The organism is Cellulomonas sp. NPDC089187 (assembly GCF_040685135.1).
In the GTDB taxonomy this organism is placed as follows: domain Bacteria; phylum Actinomycetota; class Actinomycetes; order Actinomycetales; family Cellulomonadaceae; genus Cellulomonas.
In genome coordinates this window covers 160,826-179,679 of the sequence record NZ_JBFBHI010000004.1, presented here as the reverse complement: position 1 = coordinate 179,679, position 18,854 = coordinate 160,826, and the positions used below count along the sequence as shown (strand labels likewise).

Sequence of the window (18,854 nt, the reverse complement as noted above, 5' to 3'; positions counted from 1 at the left end):
TCATGTGAGGATGCGGGGGATGAACCCGACCCTCGCCCTGGCCGGTGGCCCGCTCGCGTCCCTGACCGCCGCCGCGAGTGGTGGCACCGAATTGACCGGCCTGGCGGGGTGGGTGGTCAACGTCGTGGAGTCGCTCGGCCCGGCGGGTGTCGGGTTGCTGGTCGCGCTGGAGAACCTGTTCCCGCCGATCCCCTCCGAGGTGGTCCTCCCCGTAGCGGGGTATGTCGCCTCCCAGGGACACATGTCGCTGCTCTGGGCCATCATCGGTGCCACGGTCGGTGCAGTGGTCGGTGCCTGGGCGCTCTACGGACTCGGTGCGTGGTTTGGCCGGGACCGGCTGCGGCGCTGGCTGGACCGGATGCCGCTGATGGAGGTCGAGGACCTGGACAAGGCGGAGAGCTGGTTCACCCGACACGGCGGCGCGGCGGTGTTGATCGGACGCTGCGTGCCGGTGGTCCGCTCCCTCGTGTCGATCCCGGCGGGGCTGGAGAAGATGCCCCAGGGTCGGTTCCTGCTCTACACCGCCCTCGGATCGGCGGTCTGGAACAGCATCCTGGTCACCGCCGGGTATGTGCTCGGTGCCCAGTGGGAGGACGTCGGGAAGTACTCCGACTGGATCAACTACGCCGTGTACGCGGTGATCGTGATCGTGGTGGGCAAGTTCGTGATCGGTCGGCTGCGGCGGCGCACTCAGAGCTGACCGAAGAGCTCGGCCATGTCGGTGCTGAACAGGTCCTGACCCTTGATCCGGCTGGTCTCCTCCGCGCCGAGAATCCGCCGGGTGCCATCGGTGTCCACCAGCTGCGACGCACCCGCGTGGCTGCCCAGCGGGAGGACGATCCGCTCCGGCTCCGGGTCGTGGGTGGCGCTCGCGGGCTGACCGGCGATCAGCGCCCGGATGTTGTCCGCCACCACCTGCGCATGCGCCCGGGCGGCGGAGGCACGCTTGGACTCCGGCACATCGGTCAGGTCGCCGACCGCGAACACCGTCGGCAGGCCCCGCACTTGCAACGTCGGCTCGACCCGTAGCTGACCCAGACCGGTGCGCTGGGCGGCCAGCGGCCCGGCCAGGTAGTCGCTGTCCGCGCGATTGCCGTAGCAGCGGAACCACATCTGCGCGTCGATGCGCACCCCGGCCTCGGTCTCCACCGTGAACGGCTCGTACACCCCGACATCCACCGGCGGCAGATAGCCCAGCCGCGACCCGAAGACGAACTCCACCCCGGACAGCTGCTCGTGCACCGCCGCTCGCAGCTCCGGCAGGTATTCCCCGGTGCTCAGCGCGTCGTCGGCCTGGTCGACCACCGTGATCGCCAGCCGCGGGAAGTGCTCGCGCAACTCGCCGACCAGCTCCAGCCCGACCGGTCCCGCACCGACCACCAGCACCCGCTCGGCCTGAGCCAGCCCCGCACGCATCCGGGCCAGTCGCGCCCGCGCCACGGCGGTCTCCGACTCGATGAACTTGGCCGGGAACGGGTACGCGGTGCCGGTGGCCAACACCAGGTAGTCGGCGTCGACCATGGTGCCGTCCGCCAACTGCACCCGCCCCGGCAGTGCACGCTCCACCCGCTGCTGCACCACACGGCCCCGACTGAGCAGCCGGTCATAGGGGACAAACACCCGCTCCTCCCACGCCGGGTCCACCGCACCGCGCAGCGCCGCTGACGCGTGCACAAAGGCGTCCTTCGGCTCGACCAACGTCACCTCGGCCACGTCGTCCAGCAGCGAGGCGACCCGCGCGCCCCCATACCCGCCACCGACCACCACGACCTGCGCCATCGCCCGTACCCCTCGTCCGTGGGCACCGGATGCGCCCGCCGGGCACAGAATCTCACCGCCCCGGACCGCCCCGCCGGGACCACCGCCCCAGACTCAGCATGCCCCCGCCAACCCGGCGCGCCCGCGCCGAGTTCGGTGCTCCGATTCCGAGTTCGGTGCTGGTGCCTCCGAACTCGGCGCACACGCATCGAACTCGGCGAGCAGGGGCGGGCAGCGCCGTCCGCCCCTGCGGTCAGACTCGGGCGAGCAGCCCTTCCAGGCCGCCCTCGCCGGGGTCGACCATGCCGAAGCCGATCAGCGACTTCAGCGGAGCGTCCGCCATCATCGCGGCCATCCCCGACTCCAACATCCCCTCCGGCACCAGGGCGGTGAGCACCGGGCGTCCGGTCGGGTGTGCCAGCCACTCGGTGAGCGTCGACTCGGTGTTCAGGGGGATGACGATCTCTTCACCGGTGACCTGAACCTCCGCGGTAGCGCGGATGTCCCGGGAAGACGCGCCGACCTCGATCACGGTCCGGCCGCCGCCGACCACCCAGCGGTGCAGCAGCGGGTGCCAGTAGGACAGGTCGCGGGCGTTCACCTCGATCTGCACCACAGTGGACGCGCCGGGCTCCAGCTGGACTTTGGCGAAGCCCTTGAGCTCGCGCACCGGTCGCAGCACCGCCGCCTCCGGGTCGCCGACGTACACCTGCACCACCTCGGCACCCGCCCGGTCGCCGGTGTTGGTGACGGTGACCGACACCTGGACCGTGCTGTCTGCTCCGGTGCCGGAGACGGTGACGTCCAGGCCGTCGTAGCCGAAGCTGGTGTAGCTCAGCCCGTGCCCGAAGGGGTAGGCCACGTCGAGCTGTCGGGTGTCGTACCAGCGGTAGCCGATCAGGATGCCCTCGCCGTAGCGCACCTGACCGCCCTCGCCGGGGAAGTTTCCGAATGCCGGGGTGTCCTCCAACCGGTGCGGGATGGTCTCGGCCAACCGTCCGGAGGGGTTGCGCAGTCCGAGCAGCAGGTCGGCGACCGCCGAACCGCCGGCCTGGCCACCCAGCCAGCACTCCAGCACCGCGGCGGCGTCGTCCTGCCATTCGACGGTGACCGCCGATCCGTTGGACAGCACGACCACCACCCGCGGGTTCACCTCGGCCACGGCGCGCAGCACCGCGAGCTGGTTGGCCGGCAGGTCGAGGTGGGTGCGGTCGTAGCCCTCGGACTCGTCCGGCGCTGGCAGCCCGAGGAACAGCAGCACGGTGCCCGCGTTCTTCGCGACCGTCACCGCCTCGGCCAGCAGGGCAGCGTCGTCGGCGTCCTGCGATCCGGGGACCCCCGCCACCGAGAAACCGGCGGCAAAGGGCAGCTCGGTTCCGGTGGCGGTGCGCAGGGCGGACAGGGCGTCGTCCAGCCGGGTCGGGTTGACCTGGGAAGAGCCGGCGCCCTGGTAGCGCGGGGTGCGGGCGAACTCGCCGATCACCACGGCACGGGCGGCGTCGTCGGTGCTCAGCGGGAGCACGCCCTCGTTCTTGAGCAGCACCGACCCGGCGGCAGCGGCCTCGCGGGCCAGCTCGTGGTGGGCCGGGTGGTCGATCTGACCGGGCTCGGCCAGTGCGGGCAGGGCACGGGCGATCATCCGCAACACCCGGCGCACGGCCACATCCAACACCGCCTCGTCCAGTGAGCCGTCCCGGACTGCGGCCACCACCTCGGCGTCGGTGCGACCACCGGTGGCGGGCATCTCCAGGTCGAGGCCCGCGGCGACGGCAGCGACCCGGTCGAAGACCGCACCCCAGTCGGAGACCACCAGACCCTCGAAGCCCCACTCGTCACGCAGCACCTCGGTCAGCAGCCAGTGGTTCTGCGAGGCGTAGGTGCCGTTGATCCGGTTGTAGGAGCACATCACCGTCCACGGCTGCGCCTGCGTCACGACCTGCTCGAAGGCCGGGAAGTAGATCTCGCGCAGGGTCCGCTCGTCGACCTCGGCGGAGACCCGCATCCGGTCGGACTCTTGGTTGTTCACCGCGAAGTGCTTGAGCGAGGTGCCCACCCCCTGGCTCTGCACGCCGGAGACGAGCGCGGTGCCCAGCTCACCGGCCAGGGCCGGGTCCTCGGCGAGGTACTCGAAGTTCCGGCCACACAGCGGGGAGCGCTTCATGTTGATCCCGGGACCGAGCAACACGGCCACGTCGTTGCCCCGGGTCTCCCGGCCAAGGGCTGCGCCCACCTGGTGCAGCAGCTCGCTGTCCCAGGTCGAACCCAGCGCGGCGGCGGGCGGGAAGCAGGTGGCTGGCACCGAGTCGCCGAGTCCGAGGTGGTCGGCGCTCGCGGACTGCTTGCGCAGACCGTGCGGTCCGTCGGTCACCATCACGGCCGGGACGCCCAGCCGTTCGACGCCGTCCGTGTGCCAGAAGTCAGAGCCGGAGGTCAGTGCCGCCTTCTCCTCCAGGGTGAGTTCGGCCAGAACGCGTTCGACGTCGAAGACATCGGTCACGGGGCACCTCCGCGTGCACTCGGCCCGGCCGCGGCGGCCAGGCGGCTGACAGTAACCTACCGGGTGGTCGGCATTATGCCCACCCTCGTTCGGGGGCGAGTGCGACAATTGGCGGGTGACCGAGACACTGCCGGGGTATGCCAAAGGCCGGGCCAAGAAGGCCGAGATCCTGGAGCAGGCGATCGCCATCTTCGGTGAGTCCGGCTATCGGGGCGCGAGTCTGCGGGACATCGCCGCCCGCTGCGGGATCTCGCACCCCGGCCTGCTGCACCACTTCCCGACCAAGGAGGCGCTGCTCCTGGCCGTCCTGGAACAGCGCGATGTGGCCGACCGTCGCCGGATGGCGGGACAGGGGTCGCGGGGCGTCCAGACACTACGCCGGACGGTCGACCTGGTCCGGCTGAACAGTGACCAGCGCGGCATCGTGGAGCTGTTCGCGGTGGTCTCCGCCGAGGCCACCGCCACCGATCACCCGGCACACGACTACTTTGTCGAGCGCTACGACCAGAGCGTCGAGGCCATCGCGGCGTCGTACCGGGAAGCCGCCGAGGACGGGCACCTGCGACCGGGGGTCGACCCACTGATGGCGGCCCGTCAGATGGTGGCGATGATGGACGGGATGCAAATCCAGTGGTTGCTGTCCGACGGCACCATCGACATGGTCGCCCCCGTGCGTGCGCAGGTGCAGTCGAACCTCACCGTCGAGCTCGGCGACTAGTAGCCCCCGAACGAGGCGACAAAGAACACCACCAGCGCCAACCAGGCCAGACCGCCGAGGATCCCGAGACCTCCGGTCACGATGCCGGTGATCGCCAAGGCCCTGCCCTGAGCGCCGGTCTTCTTGATCCGGCCGAGCGAGACGATGCCGAGTACCAGGGCGACCGGCGCGCCGATCAGGAGCACCCCGAAGAAGACGCCGAGCACCAGCGAGGCCACACCGGTCGAGATCGCGGCGATGGCCAGGCCGTCATAGGGCCGAGCGACTGCCCAGGGCTGGGCGTAGGCATTCACCGGCGGCGGGAACTGGCCGGGGGCGTAGGGCTGGCTCGGCGTAGACCCGGTGGGCGGTGGTGGGTAGCCCGGCAGTGCCGCCGTGGCGTCGTGCTGTCCGTCCGGACCGGGTACGCCGTACGGGTTCGGCTCAGTGCTCATGACCGGAACTTAGCCCACCCGAGGGTGCCTGCGGCCTGGACCGAGTAGTGCATTCCCCGGCGGGGAGCAGTCAGGCCGGATCAGCGATGTCCACCACCACGGGCACGTGATCAGAGGGCCCCTTGCCCTTGCGCTCGTTGCGCTCGATGGTCACGTCGGTGATCCGCGCGGCGAGGGTGGGGGAGGCCCAGGTGAAGTCGATCCGCATGCCCTGGTTCTTGGGGAACCGCAGCTGCTGGTAGTCCCAGTAGGTGTAGGTGTGCTCGGCAGGCAGATGCTCGCGGGAGACCTCGGTGTACCCGGCGGCGGCGAAGGCGGCGAAGGCCTCCCGCTCGGCCGGGGTCACATGGGTCCGTCCGGCGAAGACCTCGATGTCCCACACGTCGGTGTCCAACGGGGCGACATTCCAGTCACCGACCATCGCGATCGGTCGGGCCGGGTCCTCCTCCAACCAGCGCGCGGACTCGGCCCGCAGCGCCTCCAGCCAGCGCAGCTTGTAGTCGAAGTGCGGGTCGTCGATCTCCCGACCGTTCGGGATGTAGAGGCTCCACACGCGGACGTTCCCGCACGAGGCACCGATCGCCCGCGCCTCGGTCACCGGGTCCTCTCCCCAGCCCGGCTGACCGGTGAAGGCGTGCTCGACATCAGTGATGCCCACCCGAGAGGCGATCGCCACACCGTTCCACTGGCTGAATCCGCTGGTGACCAGCTCGTACCCGGCGGCCTCGAAGGCCTCACGTGGGAACTGCTCGTCCTTGCACTTGGTCTCCTGCATGGCGAGCACGTCGATGTCCGCCCGCTCCACGAAGGCGATGACCCGGTCGACGCGGGTGCGGATCGAGTTCACATTCCAAGTGGCGAGGCGCATGACCGGCACGGTACCCGGCCCGACCGACACGGGTGCGGCCACGGGCCTAGGGTGGCGCCATGGGAACCGCACTCATCACCGGGGCCTCCGCCGGGCTGGGCCTGGAGTTCGCCTGGCAGCTGGCCACCGCCCGCCACGACGTCGTCCTGGTCGCCCGGGACACCGAGCGTCTGGAGCGGTTGGCCGCCCAGCTGCGTGCCGCCGCCGGCATCCAGGTCGAGGTGCTGCCCGCCGACCTGACCGACCGGGCCGATGTGGAGCGGGTCGCTGAGCGGCTGCGGGCCACCGAGCGTCCGGTGGGTCTCCTGGTGAACAACGCCGGGTTGGGCCTGCACCAGCGGTTCGTCACCGGTGACCTGGACCGGGAGGAGGCGGCGCTCGACCTGATGGTGCGGGCGGTGCTGGTGCTGTCCCGGGCCGCCGCCGAGTCGATGGTCCGCCGGGGTCGGGGCGCGATCCTCAATGTGGCATCGGTGGCGGCGCTGACCGCCGGTGGCACCTACTCCGCGCACAAGGCCTGGGTCCGGACCTTCACCGAGGGACTGGCCAGTGAACTGCACGGCACCGGCGTCACCGCCACCGCACTGTGCCCGGGTCTGACCCACACCGAGTTCCATGAGCGCGCCGGGATCGGCGAGCACTTCCCGGAGATCGCCTGGCTGTCCGCTGAGCGGGTGGTGGCCACGGCGCTGGCCGACGTGCGCCGGGGTGCGGTGATCTCCACCCCAAGCTTGCGCTACCGGCTCGGGTCCGCCCTGCTGCGGGTGCTGCCGCGTTCGGTGGTGCGCAGGGCCAACGAGCCGCGCCGAGTGCTCAGCTTCGACGACTGAGCCGTACCCTGGCGGGCGTGAACACCGCGATGTCCCCCACCCCGCGCGAGCAGCTGCGCGACCTGATCACCGAGCTGGCCGTCGTCCGCGGCAAGGTCACGCTCTCCTCCGGCAAGGAGGCTGACTACTACGTCGACCTGCGCCGGATCACCCTGCACCACCGCGCCGCCCCGCTGGTTGGCCACGTGCTGCTCGACCACCTGGAGGAGGTCGGGTTGGGCACCGCTGACATCGAGGCGGTCGGCGGTCTGACCCTCGGCGCGGACCCGGTGGCGACCGCCCTGCTGCACGCGGCGGCATCCCGTGGGCAGGACCTGGACGCGTTCGTGGTGCGCAAGGAGGCCAAGGCGCACGGCATGCAACGCCGGATCGAGGGCCCGGACATCGCCGGTCGCCCGGTGGTGATCCTGGAGGACACCTCGACCACCGGCGGCTCGCCGATCACCGCGTTGGAGGCCGCCCGCGAGGCCGGTGCCGACGTGCGCGGCGTGGCCGTGATCGTGGACCGGAACACCGGCGCGCAGCAGAAGATCGAGGCCTACGGGGTGCCGTACCACTACCTGTTCAGCCTGGCGGACCTCGGGCTGGCCTGAGATCCCGCCAGCTCAACCCGATCCCGCCGTGGGCAGCGGAGTTCTGGGCAGCGGCGGAGCAGGTCCGCTAGCAGTCCGGGTCGAACGGGGCGTCGTTGATCCCGTCGGGGTCGAAAGTGACGCGCAGGTCGATGGCGTTGTTGCGGTTGAGGGGCATGTCGTGGATCGCGAGGACGTCGATGGTGACAGGACCGTTGGTGATGCTGTCGCCTGCGCGGACGTCGGAGGCGGTGCATTCGACGGACTCAGTGGTGCTTCGCCCGACCGCTGAATCATGGGGCCAGAGGGCGCGACTGAGGTGATACGTGAAGGTGGCACGGTCGCCGTCCACCCGGGCTCGGGTACCGTCGAGCCAGCCGAGCAGACTGACCCGCAGGCGCATCCTGTTCTCGGACATGGGCGAATTGACGGTCGTTTCGCGCGTGTGACGAGGTTGGTCCTGGCAGCAGTCTCCCCAGAGTTGGACATCCGTCGACGTGACTGTGCCATCGGCGTTGGTGACTATGACCGGTGGTCGCTGCAGCCACAGGGTTCCCACAACTGTGGCGGCGGCGAGGCACAGCGCGGCGAAGGCCGCGAGGATGGCTATCGTCGAGCGTCGGCTCGCGGAGCGTGGGCGGGATACTCGGTTCATGAGCGTCCTGCGCTGGCCCAGGTGAAGGTGCGGTCGAACTCTTCCTCAGTGAGCCGCAAGGTCGCCGCCTCCGTCTGGCCGGGTCGGCCCCAGGGGTTCTGGACGACGATGATGTCTCCTTCGATCGCGGTGACGTAGTAGACGTGCCAGCCCGCGATGTCGTGGTTCGAGAACCGCCAGGTCGTCAGGGCTGCCACGGGTTGCCCGGAGTCGACGGCTTGCTGGATGCGTTCGAACGTCTGGCTCTGTGCCCAGGGCAGCGGTGCGGTGCTGAGGAAGTCGGTGGGTTGCCCCGTGACCGCGGAGATCCCCGTGGACGGGCGTCCCGCGGTGAGTCCCGCGTAGCTGCCTTCGCCGAGGACTTGCGCGGCAGCCTTCTCGTAGATCGACAGCCAGCTGGCGTTGCGTACGCCCTGGTCGATCGACCCGGCGTAGGCGGGACCAGACGTACGCATCGGCACATACCCGGACACCGTCACGTACACCGGTTCCCCGTTCTTGTACACCCGCACCGTGTAGGTCCCGTTGGGGTTGATCGTGATGTTGGAGCGCAGCAGTGCCAGGTCTGCCGCGGCGGTGGCTCCGATCCCGGCGAGCAACCAGCAGTCGTTCGCCGCGCCCTGAGAGATGCCCTGCCAGCGCACGTCGTCCAGGTCGAACACCACCGGTGCATCCAGCGAGAGGGTGTCACCCTCAAGCAGCTGCGGCTCAACGAACGAGAACCGTGAGACCACGTCCCGTACCTGGTCCCGGTCGGCGTGCAGCAACAGCAACGAGGACAGTTCGAGGACCAGGTCGGGGTCGAGTTCTCGGTAGGTCGCGAGGAGGTCGTTGAACGCCTGCGCGTCGACCGTGGACAGGTCCAACAACGCGTCGACCAGAGCCCCGGCGTCCAGGTCCCCGGTGGCAACCCCGTCGAGGAGTGCCCGCAGCGGTGTGAGAACACCATCCCCGGAGAAGGTGAAGAAGTCTCCAAGCGCTTCGGACTCGTTCCGGTGGGACCCGGCCGTGGCTCGGGCGGTGACCTGGCGGATGCTGACCCCGACCACCGTCAACCCCGCGGCAGCGTCGAAGGAATCCTCATCGGCTGGAGCAGCCGTCCCGAGCCCTTGATGCAGGGCTTCGCCCTCGGATGCCAGAGCGCGGTCTGCCATGGCGCGCTCACCGGCCAGATCGTCCAACTCCGCCCGTGCAGCGCAGGCATCGGAGGTGGCCTCGGCCAGACCGGTCGCGGCCCGGGCAGCATCCGCAGGAACGACACCAGCAGCCACCTGGGCTGCCCGGTACAGGTCCGCGGCATCGGTCGCCGCCTCGAGTCGCCGGGTCGCCGTCCGGGCGCGGTCGGCGATGTCATGAACCTGACCCGCGTAGGCGATCAGCGGTCCGGCAACCTCAGCCGCGATATCGGCGATCCGGGTCACCACGGCCATCAACCGCCGACCGGCCGTGACCAACTCGTCGCCGACGTGGCCGGTCCACGCTGACTCCAGTGCTGCGGTCTGCTCGCCGATCAGGTCCCGCAGATGTGCCAACAGCAGCTCCAGGTCGTCCAACCACCGGACGGTCGACTCGACCCCGCTCAGATCACCACGCCCAGGGTCATCCTGGTCCCACGCCGGCCCGGACCCACCAGACCCATCGAATGTCGACCCGCTGGGACGCGTGAACCGCACCTGCAGTCCCGGCAGTTGCGCGATCCCGCCTTCATGCAGACCCGACAACGCCTGATCGCGCTCTCGACACCACTGCCCCGCCCCCTCGACTCGCGCGCCCCACAACGCCACAGCAGGCAGCAGCCGGTCCGCTACCGCCCGCACCAACCGCTCGCAGACCTGGTCCCACACCGACGCCACCAGCGCCGAGCCGCACCCACCCGGACCGGACGGGGTCAGCACATCGACGCCCTCGACCGACGAGCGGACCTTCGCGCCTACCCGATCCACCGCGTCCACATCGACCCGAAAACCCCCCATGCCCGCGACACTATTGACCAGTCAGAACACCTGTCGACCGTCAAAATGCGCCACAAATGCTGTGAAACGGCAATTCGCCGCACTACACGATCGCCAGCGTCGCCGCGCCCACCAGCACCGTCGCCACCACCTCACCCGCGCCGACCACCGCCGGTCGCACGCGCCCCCGCCGCGGCATCAGCCCCGCCCGCAGCAGCAGACCCACCGCGACCGGCACCAGCAACCACGTCTGCCATGCGGTCCTCGGCACCCACGCCGCCTCGAGTGCCGCCAGCAGCAGCACCACGTGATACCCGAGCGAGACGCGGTACACCGTCACGTTCCCGCGCTCGCGGATCATCGTCTTCACATAGGGCACCGTCCCCAGGAAGTACGCCGCCAGCAGCCCCGCGGCGATCCAGGCGCTCCGGCTCCCGGCCCAGTCGTCATGTCCGAGCCCGGCGGCCACCGGTGTCATCAGGCAGGCGGCCAGCACGGTCACGATGTCGTTCAGCCAGGACCGGTCCGCCCGTCGGGCCGAGCACACCAGGGACACCGCGAGCAGCACGGCGTACGCCGGGGCCCAGTGCAACAGTCCGGGTCGGGCGATCAGCAGCGCACCGCCCAGCACGAGCAGCACGGCACCATGACCGAGCAGCGGCGGGAGGTACCGGCGCTTGCGACCCGAGCGCAGCCACTGCCCGGCGGCGTAGAACGTGCAGTAGGCGGACAGCCAGGCCGCGGCCAGCAACAGATGCCACCAGGACGCCCCACCGACGATCGCACCGACCAGTGGCGGTGTGGCCAGCATCGCCCATGCGCCGTGCTGGTCGGGGACCCAGCCCCGCGGGATGCGGCGTCGTGCCCGGGCCGGACGGCGGTCGGCGGAGGAGCTCATCCGGCCATCCTGGACGGCGGGTGTCGGGGCGGACAACCTGCCTGCGGCCCGGTCAGATCGTGCGGATCGCCAGCCCGACACAGAGCCCGATCGCCACGGTGCACACCCAGGCGACGCCGGCAGCCCAGTACCAGGCCTCACGCACCTGCCACGCCTGACGGTCCTGTGGAGCGGACCGGCGCTCGGCCAGTCGGGACGCCAGCATCAGCAGCGCCAGCACACCGACCATCACCAGCAGAGGAACGATCTGCAACGCCCAGATCGACAGGCCGCCGCTCATCGTGCGCAGACCGCCGATCAACGCGTCGGTCACCTGCCGCGGTCCGCTCAGCAGGACGATGCTGAGGCCGCCGAGTGCGACCACCGCCACCCGGCACGTCCACCCGGTCGCACCCCAGTGCACCCGCGGGACCGGAGGGTTGCCTTGCAGGGCGATCCTCGCTCCGGAGGCGCGGACGCGGGACTGCCACATTGCCCGGTGCCCCGCGCGCAGCAGCAGTGGCCACAGCGTCACTGCGAGCAGGAACGCGCACCACCAGGACAGCGCCTGCTGGAACGGCTCCGGGCCCCAGTCCGCGCCAGTGCGCTCCTGGAGCATCAGCAGACCGAGCACCGCCGCCAGGCTCGCCGGGACGGCCACCACGATCACCCCGACGGCGATCAGCGCCTGCGTGCGGGCCGGTCGCGGTGTCGTCGCCAGCGGGGAGCTCACGCCGGGGACGGTATCAACCGGTGCAGGTCAGCGATGGAATCGAAGATCTGGGTCGGCCGGAACGGGTAGCGGGTGACGTCCTCGGCCCGGGTCGACCCGGTCAGCACCAGGAAGGTCCGCAGCCCGGCCTCGATCCCGGCGACCACATCGGTGTCCATCCGGTCGCCGATCATCGCGGTGGTCTCCGAGTGGGCGTCGATCCGGTTCAGGGCGGAGCGGATCATCATCGGATTCGGCTTGCCAACAAAGTACGGCTGCCGACCGGTGGCGGCGGTGATCATCGCGGCCACGGCACCGGTGGCAGGCAGATCGCCCTCCTGACTGGGGCCGGTGACATCCGGATTGGTGGCGATGAACCGGGCACCGCCCTGGATCAGCCGGATCGCGCGGGTGATCGCCTCGAAGGAGTAGGTCCGGGTCTCGCCCAGCACCACAAAGTCCGGGTCCGCCGAGGTCAGTGTGTACCCGGCCTCGTAGAGCGCGGTGGTCAACCCGGCCTCGCCGATCACGTAGGCCGATCCGCCGGGCATCTGGTCGGTGAGGAACTGTGCGGTGGCCAGCGCGGAGGTCCACAGCGAGGACTCGTCGAGCTCGATGCCGGAGGCGGCCAGTCGGGCGCGCAGATCGCGCGGGGTGAAGATCGAGTTGTTGGTCAGTACCAGGAACGGCAGCTCGGCATCCCGCAGGCTCCGGACGAATTCGGGTGCACCGGGCAGGGCCACACCCTCGTGCACCAGTACGCCGTCCATATCGGACAGCCAGGAGGTGATCGGCCGGTCGGTCACTGCCCGAAGGCCTTCCGCTCGATCTCGTCGCGGTCCTCGGGCTCGGCGGCAGCGGTCGCCTTCTCCCGCTTGGCGTCCCGGCGGGCGCGCAGGATCTCGATCCCCATCGGGATCACCGAGACGAAGACGATCAGGACGATCAGCGCCTCGATGTTGTCCTTGACGAACTGGATGTTGCCGAGCACGTAGCCGAGCAGGGTCACCCCGACGCCCCAGAACAGCGCGCCGAGCACGTTGAAGGACACGAAGTGCTTGTAGCTCATCTTCCCGACCCCGGCGGCGACCGGGGCGTAGGTCCGCACGATGGGCACGAACCGGGCAATGATGATGGTCCGACCGCCGTACTTGTCGAAGTACTTGTACGTCTCGTCGATGTACTTCTGCTTGAAGATCCGTGAGTCCGGCCGGGAGAACAGCCGTCGACCGGCCTTCGCGCCGATGAAGTACCCCACCTGGTCCCCGGCGAATGCCGCCACGAAGATCAGCAGGCACAGCAGCCACAGTGGGAAGTCCAACGACTGCTGGGCGACCAGCGCCCCCGCGGTGAACAGCAGCGAGTCCCCGGGCAGCAGCGGGAACAGCAGACCGGTCTCGATGAAGACCACGACCACGATGCCGATCAGCGCGTAGGTGCCAAAGGACTCGATCAGGTAATCGGCGTTCAGCCAGTCCGGGCCGAGCATCGGCTGAGGGCCGACCATCGGGAGGGCGGCCAGTGCAGTCGCGACAGACATGGCCACCAGCGTACGGCGGCCAGGAGGACGCCTTCCCGGGACCGTGTGTGCACCGTGTGCTGATCGACGGCTGCCAGGATGTCCCGGTGACCGATGAGGACGAGCGTGAGGTGGGGGTCGGCCCCTGGACCGGCCCGCTGCCCGACGACCCGCGCTACGACCCGGAGCTGCTGGCCACCGGTGACCGGCGCAATGTCGCCGACCATTACCGCTACTGGACGGTGGAGGCCATCGTCGCCGATCTGGACACCCGGCGGCACCCGTTCCACGTGGCAATCGAGAACTGGTCGCACGACATGAACATCGGCTCGGTGGTCCGCACCGCCAATGCCTTCAACGCCGCCGGGGTGCATGTGGTCGGCCGTCGCCGCTGGAACCGCCGCGGGGCGATGGTCACCGACCGGTACCTGCATGTGCACCACCACCCGGATGCCGAGCACCTGCTCGCCTGGGCCGCTGCCGCCGAGCTCCCCGTGATCGGGATCGACAATGTGCCCGGCTCAGTCCCGCTGGAGACCTATCCGTTGCCCCGTGAGTGCGTGCTGCTCTTCGGTCAGGAGTCGACCGGGCTGACCGACACCGCACAGCAGGCCGCCGAGGCGGTGCTGCACATCACCCAGTACGGGTCCACCCGGTCGATGAACGCCGGTGCGGCGGCGGCGATCGCCATGCATGCGTGGATGCTGCGGCACGCTTGAATCCGCGGCGGGTCGAGGGTCCCGACCACCCACTGCTCAGAACGTGCCAGACTTTGACCGATAGCGAACCCTTCTGACAGGAGCTGCCGCGATGCCCATCGCAACCCCCGAGGTGTACGCCGAGATGATCGACCGGGCCAAGGCGGGCAAGTTCGCCTACCCGGCCGTGAACGTCACCTCTTCCCAGACTGTCACCGCGGCGTTGCAGGGCTTCGCCGAGGCCGAGTCCGACGGCATCCTGCAGGTGTCGGTCGGTGGCGCGGAGTACGCCTCCGGTTCCACCATCAAGGACCGCGTTTCCGGCACCGTGGCGCTGGCTGCCTACGCCCACGAGGTCGCCAAGAGCTACGGCATCACCGTGGCCCTGCACACCGACCACTGCGTGAAGAAGAACCTGGACTCCTGGGTCCGTCCGCTGCTGGCTCTGGAGGCCGAGCAGGTCAAGCGCGGTGAGAACCCGACCTTCCAGTCGCACATGTTCGACGGGTCGGACATCCCGCTGGACGAGAACCTGGTGATTGCCGCCGAGCTGCTCGAGCTCTCGCAGGCCGCCCGCACCATCCTCGAGATCGAGGTCGGCGTTGTGGGTGGCGAGGAGGACGGTCACGAGGCGGAGATCAACGAGAAGCTCTACACCACCGTCGAGGACGGCCTGGCCACCGTGCGTGCGCTGGGTTCCGGTGAGAAGGGCCGCTACCTGACCGCCCTGACCTTCGGCAACGTGCACGGCGTGTACAAGCCGGGTGCGGTCAAGCTGCGTCCGTCGATCCTGGCCGACATCCAGAAGGCTGTTGGCGCGGAGATCGGCAAGGAGTCGCCCTTCGACCTGGTGTTCCACGGCGGGTCGGGCTCGACCGCCGAGGAGATCTCCGAGGCCGTGGACAACGGTGTCATCAAGATGAACATCGACACCGACACCCAGTACGCCTTCACCCGCCCGGTGGTCGGCCACATGTTCGCCAACTACGACGGCGTGCTGAAGGTCGACGGCGAGGTCGGCAACAAGAAGGCCTACGACCCGCGCGCCTGGGGCAAGCTGGCCGAGGCCGGCATGGCCGCTCGCATCGTCGAGGCCAGCCAGCAGCTGCGCTCGGCCGGTCAGCGCATGCGCTGATCCACGCCTGACGCGACGAGGCCCCGCTCACCGGTCGGTGGGCGGGGCCTCGTGCTGTGTGCGGGCAGGAGCGTCAGGCCTGCGGGTCCTCGACTACGTCCAGCAGCTCGCCGATCCGGGTGATCTCCAGCAGGAACTGCACCGTGGGCGGCACATTGATCAGCCGGATGCGGTGCTCAGTGCGCTGGGCCATCCGGGCGAGGAACGCCACCCCCGAGGAGTCCATGAAGGTGACGTGGTGGGCGTCGATATCAATCGGCAGACCGGCGGCCTCCGCGTCATCGCCGGCCTGGGCGAGATCCGCACCAAGATCGGCATCGACCTCACCGGAGAGCACGATGCGGGTGCGGTCCTCGGTGCGGATCACATGCACCGAGCCCGGCTCACCGGCGTCCTGCGGGACGGTGTGGGGGGCCGTGCCTGACTCGTCCGCGCGGTGACCTGTGCTGGGTCCGCCCGCTGCGGTGCTGTTACCGTCGCGCACGGTGCTCCTCTCGTCCGGGGACGACCGGATTCTCGGTCCGACATCCTGCCCGTGGACACTGCTTGTCGCGAACGCTAGACGATCGGAGGTGGTGATGGTCAACTCCGCTGAGTCCCTGCCCACCACCCGTCGTCTGGACGCGATTCTGGAAGGCGCTTCCCACCTGGCGGGGCTACCGGTGCTCGTGGTCTCCACCGCCACCCCGCAGCGACCGGTGGTGTTCGTCAACCCGGCGTTCACCGAGCTGACCGGCCTGACTCTGGACGATCTGCGCGACCCGGCGGACCGGCTCCGGAGCGCCGCGGGTGCTGCCGCGCTGTCGACTGTGCGCTCGGCGCTGACCGAGGGGCGCGCGTCCAGTGTGCTGATCCAGCTGCCCCGAACGGACGGTGGCACCCTGTGGGCGCGCAGCGTGTTCACGCCGGTGCCTGGTGACGACGGGGCGATCACGCACTGGATCTCCGTGATGGTGGACGTCTCCGCTGAGGTCGAGCGCGATGCGGTGCTCTCCGCCGAGGTCGAGGGCGCACGACGGGAGAGTGCGGCGCTCGGGCTGGTCGCGCGGGTGTCAGACCTGATCATGGATCTGGACGACCCGGGCGGCCTGCGGGACATCGCCGACCTGCTGGGCGCGAGCGTGGTGCGCTGGGCGGCGTTCTATCTGGACGACGGCGGGCTGTACCACGCGGACGGTGTCGCACCGGATCGGCCGTCCGGACGGCGACCGGTGTCACCGGGGCCCACGGCCGGGCATCCACGTCGGTTCGCTGCGCCGTACCAGGACCCGGTGCAGCGGCTGTTGGACGAGCCCGCAGCCCCGGTGACACTGGATCTGGCGAAGGCCACCCCGGGCACCGCCTCGGGCTGGTTGGCCGAGGATCTGCGCGTGCGGATGGCGCACACACCTGCGGAGGGTGCGGAGCAGGTGCTGGTGCTCCCGGTGCCGGGCCGACACCGGGTGCTGGGTCTGCTGGTGGTGGTGCTGCGCCCGCAGAACGGACTGGTCGGTGAGGCCCACACCGTGCTCACGTTGACCGCGCGCCGGGTGGGTCTGGCGGTGGAGAACGTCCGGTTGTACGCCCGTGAGCACCGGGTGGCCGAGACCCTGCAACGCGCGATGCTTCCCGAACAGGCTGAGGTCGACGGGCTGGACGTCTGGTCCTACTACGCGCCGAATGTGGTGTACGCGCAGGTCGGCGGTGACTGGTACGACGTCGTCCAGGTCGCGCCGGATGTGGTGGGGGTGGTGATCGGAGATGTGGTCGGTCACGACGTGGAGGCCGCGGCGGCGATGGGGCAGCTGCGCTCCATCGTGCGGGCCTACGCCTTTGAAGTGACCGATCCGGGCCCGGTGTTGGAACGGGTGGACACCCTGGTCGGCGGGATGCGGATCCCACGGTCGGCTGGGCTGGTGCTGACCACGCTCACCCGGACCCGAACCGAGGGGACCGGGTGTCCGACCTGGCGGATGGCCTACTCGCGGGCCGGGCACCTGCCCGCGCTGCTGGTCCGCGCCGGGGCGGTCACCCTGCTGGACGGAGCCGGTGGTGCGCTGGTCGGCTTCGGGAACGGTCCCCGGCAGACCGCCGAGGTGGATCTGCTGCCCGGTGATGTCGTCATCTTCTACACCGACGGGCTGATCGAACGGCGCGCGCGCTCGCTGCGCGACGGTCTGACCGCGTTGCAGCAGGTAGCCGCCGGTGCCACCGCCGTGGACGCTGCGGGGATCGGTGAGGAGTTGCTCGCTCGGTTGGCTGAGGGCCCCGAGGACGATGTGGCGGTGGTGGTGGTCCGGGTCCCGGATCTGGCGGATGGTGCCGGAGTGGCGGGCAACGTCCGCTCCCGACGTTGGCAGCTGCCCAGTGAACCGGCGTCCATCGCCCGGGCCCGGCATGCGGTGGTGCGCACCTGCGCCGCCTGGGAGCTGGGCGACCCGTCGAATGCCGAGCTGGTCGTCTCCGAGTTGGTCGCCAACGCGGTGCTGCACGGCTGGGGTCGGGTCACCCTGCGGTTGCACGACACCGGCGAGGGTCTGCGGATCGAGGTCGAGGATTCCAACCCCGTCCCACCGGTGGCCACCGAGGGGCATCCGGGTCGGATCGGCGGCTTCGGGATGCGGATCGTGGAGCGGCTGGCCGACTGGGGGTGGCGGCCGTCACGGGCCGGCAAGGTGGTGTGGGCGCGGGTGCGTCCCGAGGGGCAGGCACACCCCACTCAGGGGTGACGGGGTCAGACCGAGCTACCGGCCTGCGAGGCCGCTGACTGCTCGTCCTGACCCTCCGGACACCGGTGATCGCTGTCCAACCGGAACAGGTCCAGCGCGCCGCAGACCTCCAGCACGAACAGATCCCGGGGATCGGCCCCGCGCAGCACCGTCGCACCACCGCGCTTGCGGGAGGAGTCGGCCAGCGAGATCAGGAACGCCGCACCCGTGGAGTCCATGAAGGTGACCCCGCACATGTCGATCACCAGCAGCTGACGCCGCAGACCGACCACCCGCGCGGCGATCTCCGGGAACTGGTCCCGCTCGGCCAGGTCCAGGTCACCGGCGATGACCAGGGTGGTCGTGGTGGCCGAGGTGGCGATCTCGATCATGGATCCTCCGGCGCGGGGGCGGGGCAGGGGGAGAGTCCGCGCACGCGTGCCTGCGAGGGTAATCAGCGTCGGGCGACTCCGCACGCCGGGTGACACACTGGCCTGATGAGCGGACCGAACCTGTTGCAGCCCGAGCCCACGCGACTGCCGGAGGGTGCGGATGGGGACGCCCGGGTGGTGCTGAGCCGCGGGGGCGACCCGCGCGAGGCAGCACGCCAGGTGCCGTCGTCGTCGCTGGCCTGGGCGCTGCTGGCCGAGCGGGCGCTCGCCGATGAGGGTGATCCGGTGGCGGCCTACGCCTACGCGCGCACCGGCTACCACCGGGGGTTGGACGCGCTGCGCCGGGCCGGGTGGCGCGGGCAGGGACCGATTCCCGCCGACCACGGCCCGAACCAGGGGTTCCTGCGTGCGCTGTTGGCGCTGGCCGAGGCCGCAGAGGCCATCGAGGAGGACGCCGAGGCCGAGCGGTGCACGCAGTTCTTGATCGACTCGGGCACGTCGGCCGCTGAGGTCGCCGCACTGCGCTGATCGGGGTCGACTTCGGCTGACC

Annotated in this window: 20 protein-coding genes; 8 read left to right on the top strand and 12 right to left on the bottom strand. The window is 70.2% G+C overall.

Going from position 1 to position 18,854, the window contains the following annotated elements; translation table 11 throughout:
• The first annotated feature begins 19 nt into the window (after positions 1 to 19).
• The gene (locus AB0N78_RS12085; RefSeq protein WP_363390345.1) at positions 20 to 700 is read left to right on the top strand and encodes a DedA family protein; all 681 of its coding nucleotides are present in this window, start codon (positions 20 to 22) and stop codon (positions 698 to 700) included.
• On the opposite strand, the gene AB0N78_RS12080 is transcribed toward AB0N78_RS12085, so the two are convergent.
• Both AB0N78_RS12080 and AB0N78_RS12075 read right to left on the bottom strand, forming a co-directional pair.
• On the bottom strand, positions 691 to 1,779 hold the full coding sequence (locus AB0N78_RS12080) for an FAD-dependent oxidoreductase (RefSeq protein ID WP_363390342.1): 1,089 nt from the start codon (positions 1,777 to 1,779) through the stop codon (positions 691 to 693). The genes AB0N78_RS12085 and AB0N78_RS12080 overlap by 10 nt on opposite strands.
• A 232-nt stretch (positions 1,780 to 2,011) precedes the next feature.
• Complete coding sequence (locus tag AB0N78_RS12075) at positions 2,012 to 4,255, bottom strand: glycoside hydrolase family 3 C-terminal domain-containing protein (protein ID WP_363390339.1); 2,244 nt, start codon at positions 4,253 to 4,255, stop codon at positions 2,012 to 2,014.
• Positions 4,256 to 4,370: 115 nt separating this feature from the next.
• On the opposite strand from AB0N78_RS12075, the gene AB0N78_RS12070 reads away from it, so the two are divergent.
• The gene (locus AB0N78_RS12070) at positions 4,371 to 4,973 is read left to right on the top strand and encodes a TetR/AcrR family transcriptional regulator (protein ID WP_363390336.1); all 603 of its coding nucleotides are present in this window, start codon (positions 4,371 to 4,373) and stop codon (positions 4,971 to 4,973) included.
• Here AB0N78_RS12070 and AB0N78_RS12065 read toward each other — a convergent pair.
• A complete protein-coding gene (locus AB0N78_RS12065; RefSeq protein WP_363390335.1) occupies positions 4,970 to 5,407 on the bottom strand; it encodes a DUF4190 domain-containing protein in 438 nt (145 codons plus the stop codon). The genes AB0N78_RS12070 and AB0N78_RS12065 overlap by 4 nt on opposite strands.
• A gap of 70 nt (positions 5,408 to 5,477) precedes the next feature.
• On the bottom strand, positions 5,478 to 6,275 hold the full coding sequence (locus tag AB0N78_RS12060; protein WP_363390333.1) for an exodeoxyribonuclease III: 798 nt from the start codon (positions 6,273 to 6,275) through the stop codon (positions 5,478 to 5,480).
• Between the two features lie 59 nt (positions 6,276 to 6,334).
• On the opposite strand from AB0N78_RS12060, the gene AB0N78_RS12055 reads away from it, so the two are divergent.
• Positions 6,335 to 7,105: an SDR family NAD(P)-dependent oxidoreductase gene (locus AB0N78_RS12055; protein WP_363390331.1), complete on the top strand. Its 771-nt coding sequence runs from the start codon at positions 6,335 to 6,337 to the stop codon at positions 7,103 to 7,105.
• Between the two features lie 29 nt (positions 7,106 to 7,134).
• On the top strand, positions 7,135 to 7,698 hold the full coding sequence (gene pyrE / locus AB0N78_RS12050; RefSeq protein WP_363391445.1) for an orotate phosphoribosyltransferase: 564 nt from the start codon (positions 7,135 to 7,137) through the stop codon (positions 7,696 to 7,698).
• A 67-nt stretch (positions 7,699 to 7,765) separates the two neighbouring features.
• On the opposite strand, the gene AB0N78_RS12045 is transcribed toward pyrE, so the two are convergent.
• The 6 genes from AB0N78_RS12045 to AB0N78_RS12020 all read right to left on the bottom strand — a co-directional run bounded on the left by AB0N78_RS12045 (position 7,766) and on the right by AB0N78_RS12020 (position 13,413).
• Positions 7,766 to 8,095 (bottom strand): hypothetical protein, encoded by a 330-nt coding sequence (locus tag AB0N78_RS12045; protein ID WP_363390329.1) that lies wholly within the window; start codon positions 8,093 to 8,095, stop codon positions 7,766 to 7,768.
• A gap of 233 nt (positions 8,096 to 8,328) precedes the next feature.
• A complete protein-coding gene (locus AB0N78_RS12040; RefSeq protein WP_363390326.1) occupies positions 8,329 to 10,305 on the bottom strand; it encodes a C2 family cysteine protease in 1,977 nt (658 codons plus the stop codon).
• 82 nt (positions 10,306 to 10,387) lie between these two features.
• Positions 10,388 to 11,182, bottom strand: a complete 795-nt coding sequence (locus AB0N78_RS12035; protein ID WP_363390324.1) for a YwiC-like family protein — start codon at positions 11,180 to 11,182, stop codon at positions 10,388 to 10,390.
• A gap of 52 nt (positions 11,183 to 11,234) precedes the next feature.
• Entirely contained in the window at positions 11,235 to 11,894 is a 660-nt protein-coding gene (locus AB0N78_RS12030; protein WP_363390322.1) for a hypothetical protein, read from the bottom strand.
• Positions 11,891 to 12,643, bottom strand: a complete 753-nt coding sequence (locus tag AB0N78_RS12025; protein ID WP_363391442.1) for an HAD-IIA family hydrolase — start codon at positions 12,641 to 12,643, stop codon at positions 11,891 to 11,893. The genes AB0N78_RS12030 and AB0N78_RS12025 overlap by 4 nt, the downstream gene beginning before the upstream one ends.
• A gap of 32 nt (positions 12,644 to 12,675) precedes the next feature.
• Positions 12,676 to 13,413, bottom strand: coding sequence for a VTT domain-containing protein (locus AB0N78_RS12020; protein ID WP_363390320.1), 738 nt, complete (start codon positions 13,411 to 13,413; stop codon positions 12,676 to 12,678).
• A gap of 56 nt (positions 13,414 to 13,469) precedes the next feature.
• Between AB0N78_RS12020 and AB0N78_RS12015 the strand changes: the two genes are divergently transcribed.
• Both AB0N78_RS12015 and fbaA read left to right on the top strand, forming a co-directional pair.
• The gene (locus AB0N78_RS12015; RefSeq protein ID WP_363391439.1) at positions 13,470 to 14,111 is read left to right on the top strand and encodes a TrmH family RNA methyltransferase; all 642 of its coding nucleotides are present in this window, start codon (positions 13,470 to 13,472) and stop codon (positions 14,109 to 14,111) included.
• A 91-nt stretch (positions 14,112 to 14,202) separates the two neighbouring features.
• Entirely contained in the window at positions 14,203 to 15,225 is a 1,023-nt protein-coding gene (gene fbaA, locus AB0N78_RS12010) for a class II fructose-bisphosphate aldolase (RefSeq protein WP_363390318.1), read from the top strand.
• A gap of 73 nt (positions 15,226 to 15,298) precedes the next feature.
• On the opposite strand, the gene AB0N78_RS12005 is transcribed toward fbaA, so the two are convergent.
• Positions 15,299 to 15,709 (bottom strand): STAS domain-containing protein, encoded by a 411-nt coding sequence (locus AB0N78_RS12005; protein WP_363390316.1) that lies wholly within the window; start codon positions 15,707 to 15,709, stop codon positions 15,299 to 15,301.
• A gap of 94 nt (positions 15,710 to 15,803) precedes the next feature.
• On the opposite strand from AB0N78_RS12005, the gene AB0N78_RS12000 reads away from it, so the two are divergent.
• A complete protein-coding gene (locus AB0N78_RS12000; RefSeq protein WP_363390314.1) occupies positions 15,804 to 17,933 on the top strand; it encodes a SpoIIE family protein phosphatase in 2,130 nt (709 codons plus the stop codon).
• Between the two features lie 5 nt (positions 17,934 to 17,938).
• On the opposite strand, the gene AB0N78_RS11995 is transcribed toward AB0N78_RS12000, so the two are convergent.
• Complete coding sequence (locus AB0N78_RS11995; RefSeq protein ID WP_363390312.1) at positions 17,939 to 18,304, bottom strand: STAS domain-containing protein; 366 nt, start codon at positions 18,302 to 18,304, stop codon at positions 17,939 to 17,941.
• Between the two features lie 105 nt (positions 18,305 to 18,409).
• On the opposite strand from AB0N78_RS11995, the gene AB0N78_RS11990 reads away from it, so the two are divergent.
• The gene (locus AB0N78_RS11990) at positions 18,410 to 18,832 is read left to right on the top strand and encodes a DUF3151 domain-containing protein (RefSeq protein ID WP_363390310.1); all 423 of its coding nucleotides are present in this window, start codon (positions 18,410 to 18,412) and stop codon (positions 18,830 to 18,832) included.
• The last annotated feature ends 22 nt before the right edge of the window (positions 18,833 to 18,854 follow it).

What these genes read in the sequence shown, in the direction of transcription:
- AB0N78_RS12085 (WP_363390345.1), top strand. Translation starts at nt 20, where the DNA reads ATGAACCCGACCCTCGCCCTGGCCGGTGGCCCGCTCGCGTCCCTGACC.
- AB0N78_RS12080 (WP_363390342.1), bottom strand. Translation starts at nt 1,779, where the DNA reads ATGGCGCAGGTCGTGGTGGTCGGTGGCGGGTATGGGGGCGCGCGGGTC.
- AB0N78_RS12065 (WP_363390335.1), bottom strand. Translation starts at nt 5,407, where the DNA reads ATGAGCACTGAGCCGAACCCGTACGGCGTACCCGGTCCGGACGGACAG.
- AB0N78_RS12060 (WP_363390333.1), bottom strand. Translation starts at nt 6,275, where the DNA reads ATGCGCCTCGCCACTTGGAATGTGAACTCGATCCGCACCCGCGTCGAC.
- AB0N78_RS12055 (WP_363390331.1), top strand. Translation starts at nt 6,335, where the DNA reads ATGGGAACCGCACTCATCACCGGGGCCTCCGCCGGGCTGGGCCTGGAG.
- pyrE (WP_363391445.1), top strand. Translation starts at nt 7,135, where the DNA reads ATGTCCCCCACCCCGCGCGAGCAGCTGCGCGACCTGATCACCGAGCTG.
- AB0N78_RS12045 (WP_363390329.1), bottom strand. Translation starts at nt 8,095, where the DNA reads ATGTCCGAGAACAGGATGCGCCTGCGGGTCAGTCTGCTCGGCTGGCTC.
- AB0N78_RS12040 (WP_363390326.1), bottom strand. Translation starts at nt 10,305, where the DNA reads ATGGGGGGTTTTCGGGTCGATGTGGACGCGGTGGATCGGGTAGGCGCG.
- AB0N78_RS12035 (WP_363390324.1), bottom strand. Translation starts at nt 11,182, where the DNA reads ATGAGCTCCTCCGCCGACCGCCGTCCGGCCCGGGCACGACGCCGCATC.
- AB0N78_RS12025 (WP_363391442.1), bottom strand. Translation starts at nt 12,643, where the DNA reads ATGGACGGCGTACTGGTGCACGAGGGTGTGGCCCTGCCCGGTGCACCC.
- AB0N78_RS12020 (WP_363390320.1), bottom strand. Translation starts at nt 13,413, where the DNA reads ATGTCTGTCGCGACTGCACTGGCCGCCCTCCCGATGGTCGGCCCTCAG.
- fbaA (WP_363390318.1), top strand. Translation starts at nt 14,203, where the DNA reads ATGCCCATCGCAACCCCCGAGGTGTACGCCGAGATGATCGACCGGGCC.
- AB0N78_RS12000 (WP_363390314.1), top strand. Translation starts at nt 15,804, where the DNA reads ATGGTCAACTCCGCTGAGTCCCTGCCCACCACCCGTCGTCTGGACGCG.
- AB0N78_RS11995 (WP_363390312.1), bottom strand. Translation starts at nt 18,304, where the DNA reads ATGATCGAGATCGCCACCTCGGCCACCACGACCACCCTGGTCATCGCC.
- AB0N78_RS11990 (WP_363390310.1), top strand. Translation starts at nt 18,410, where the DNA reads ATGAGCGGACCGAACCTGTTGCAGCCCGAGCCCACGCGACTGCCGGAG.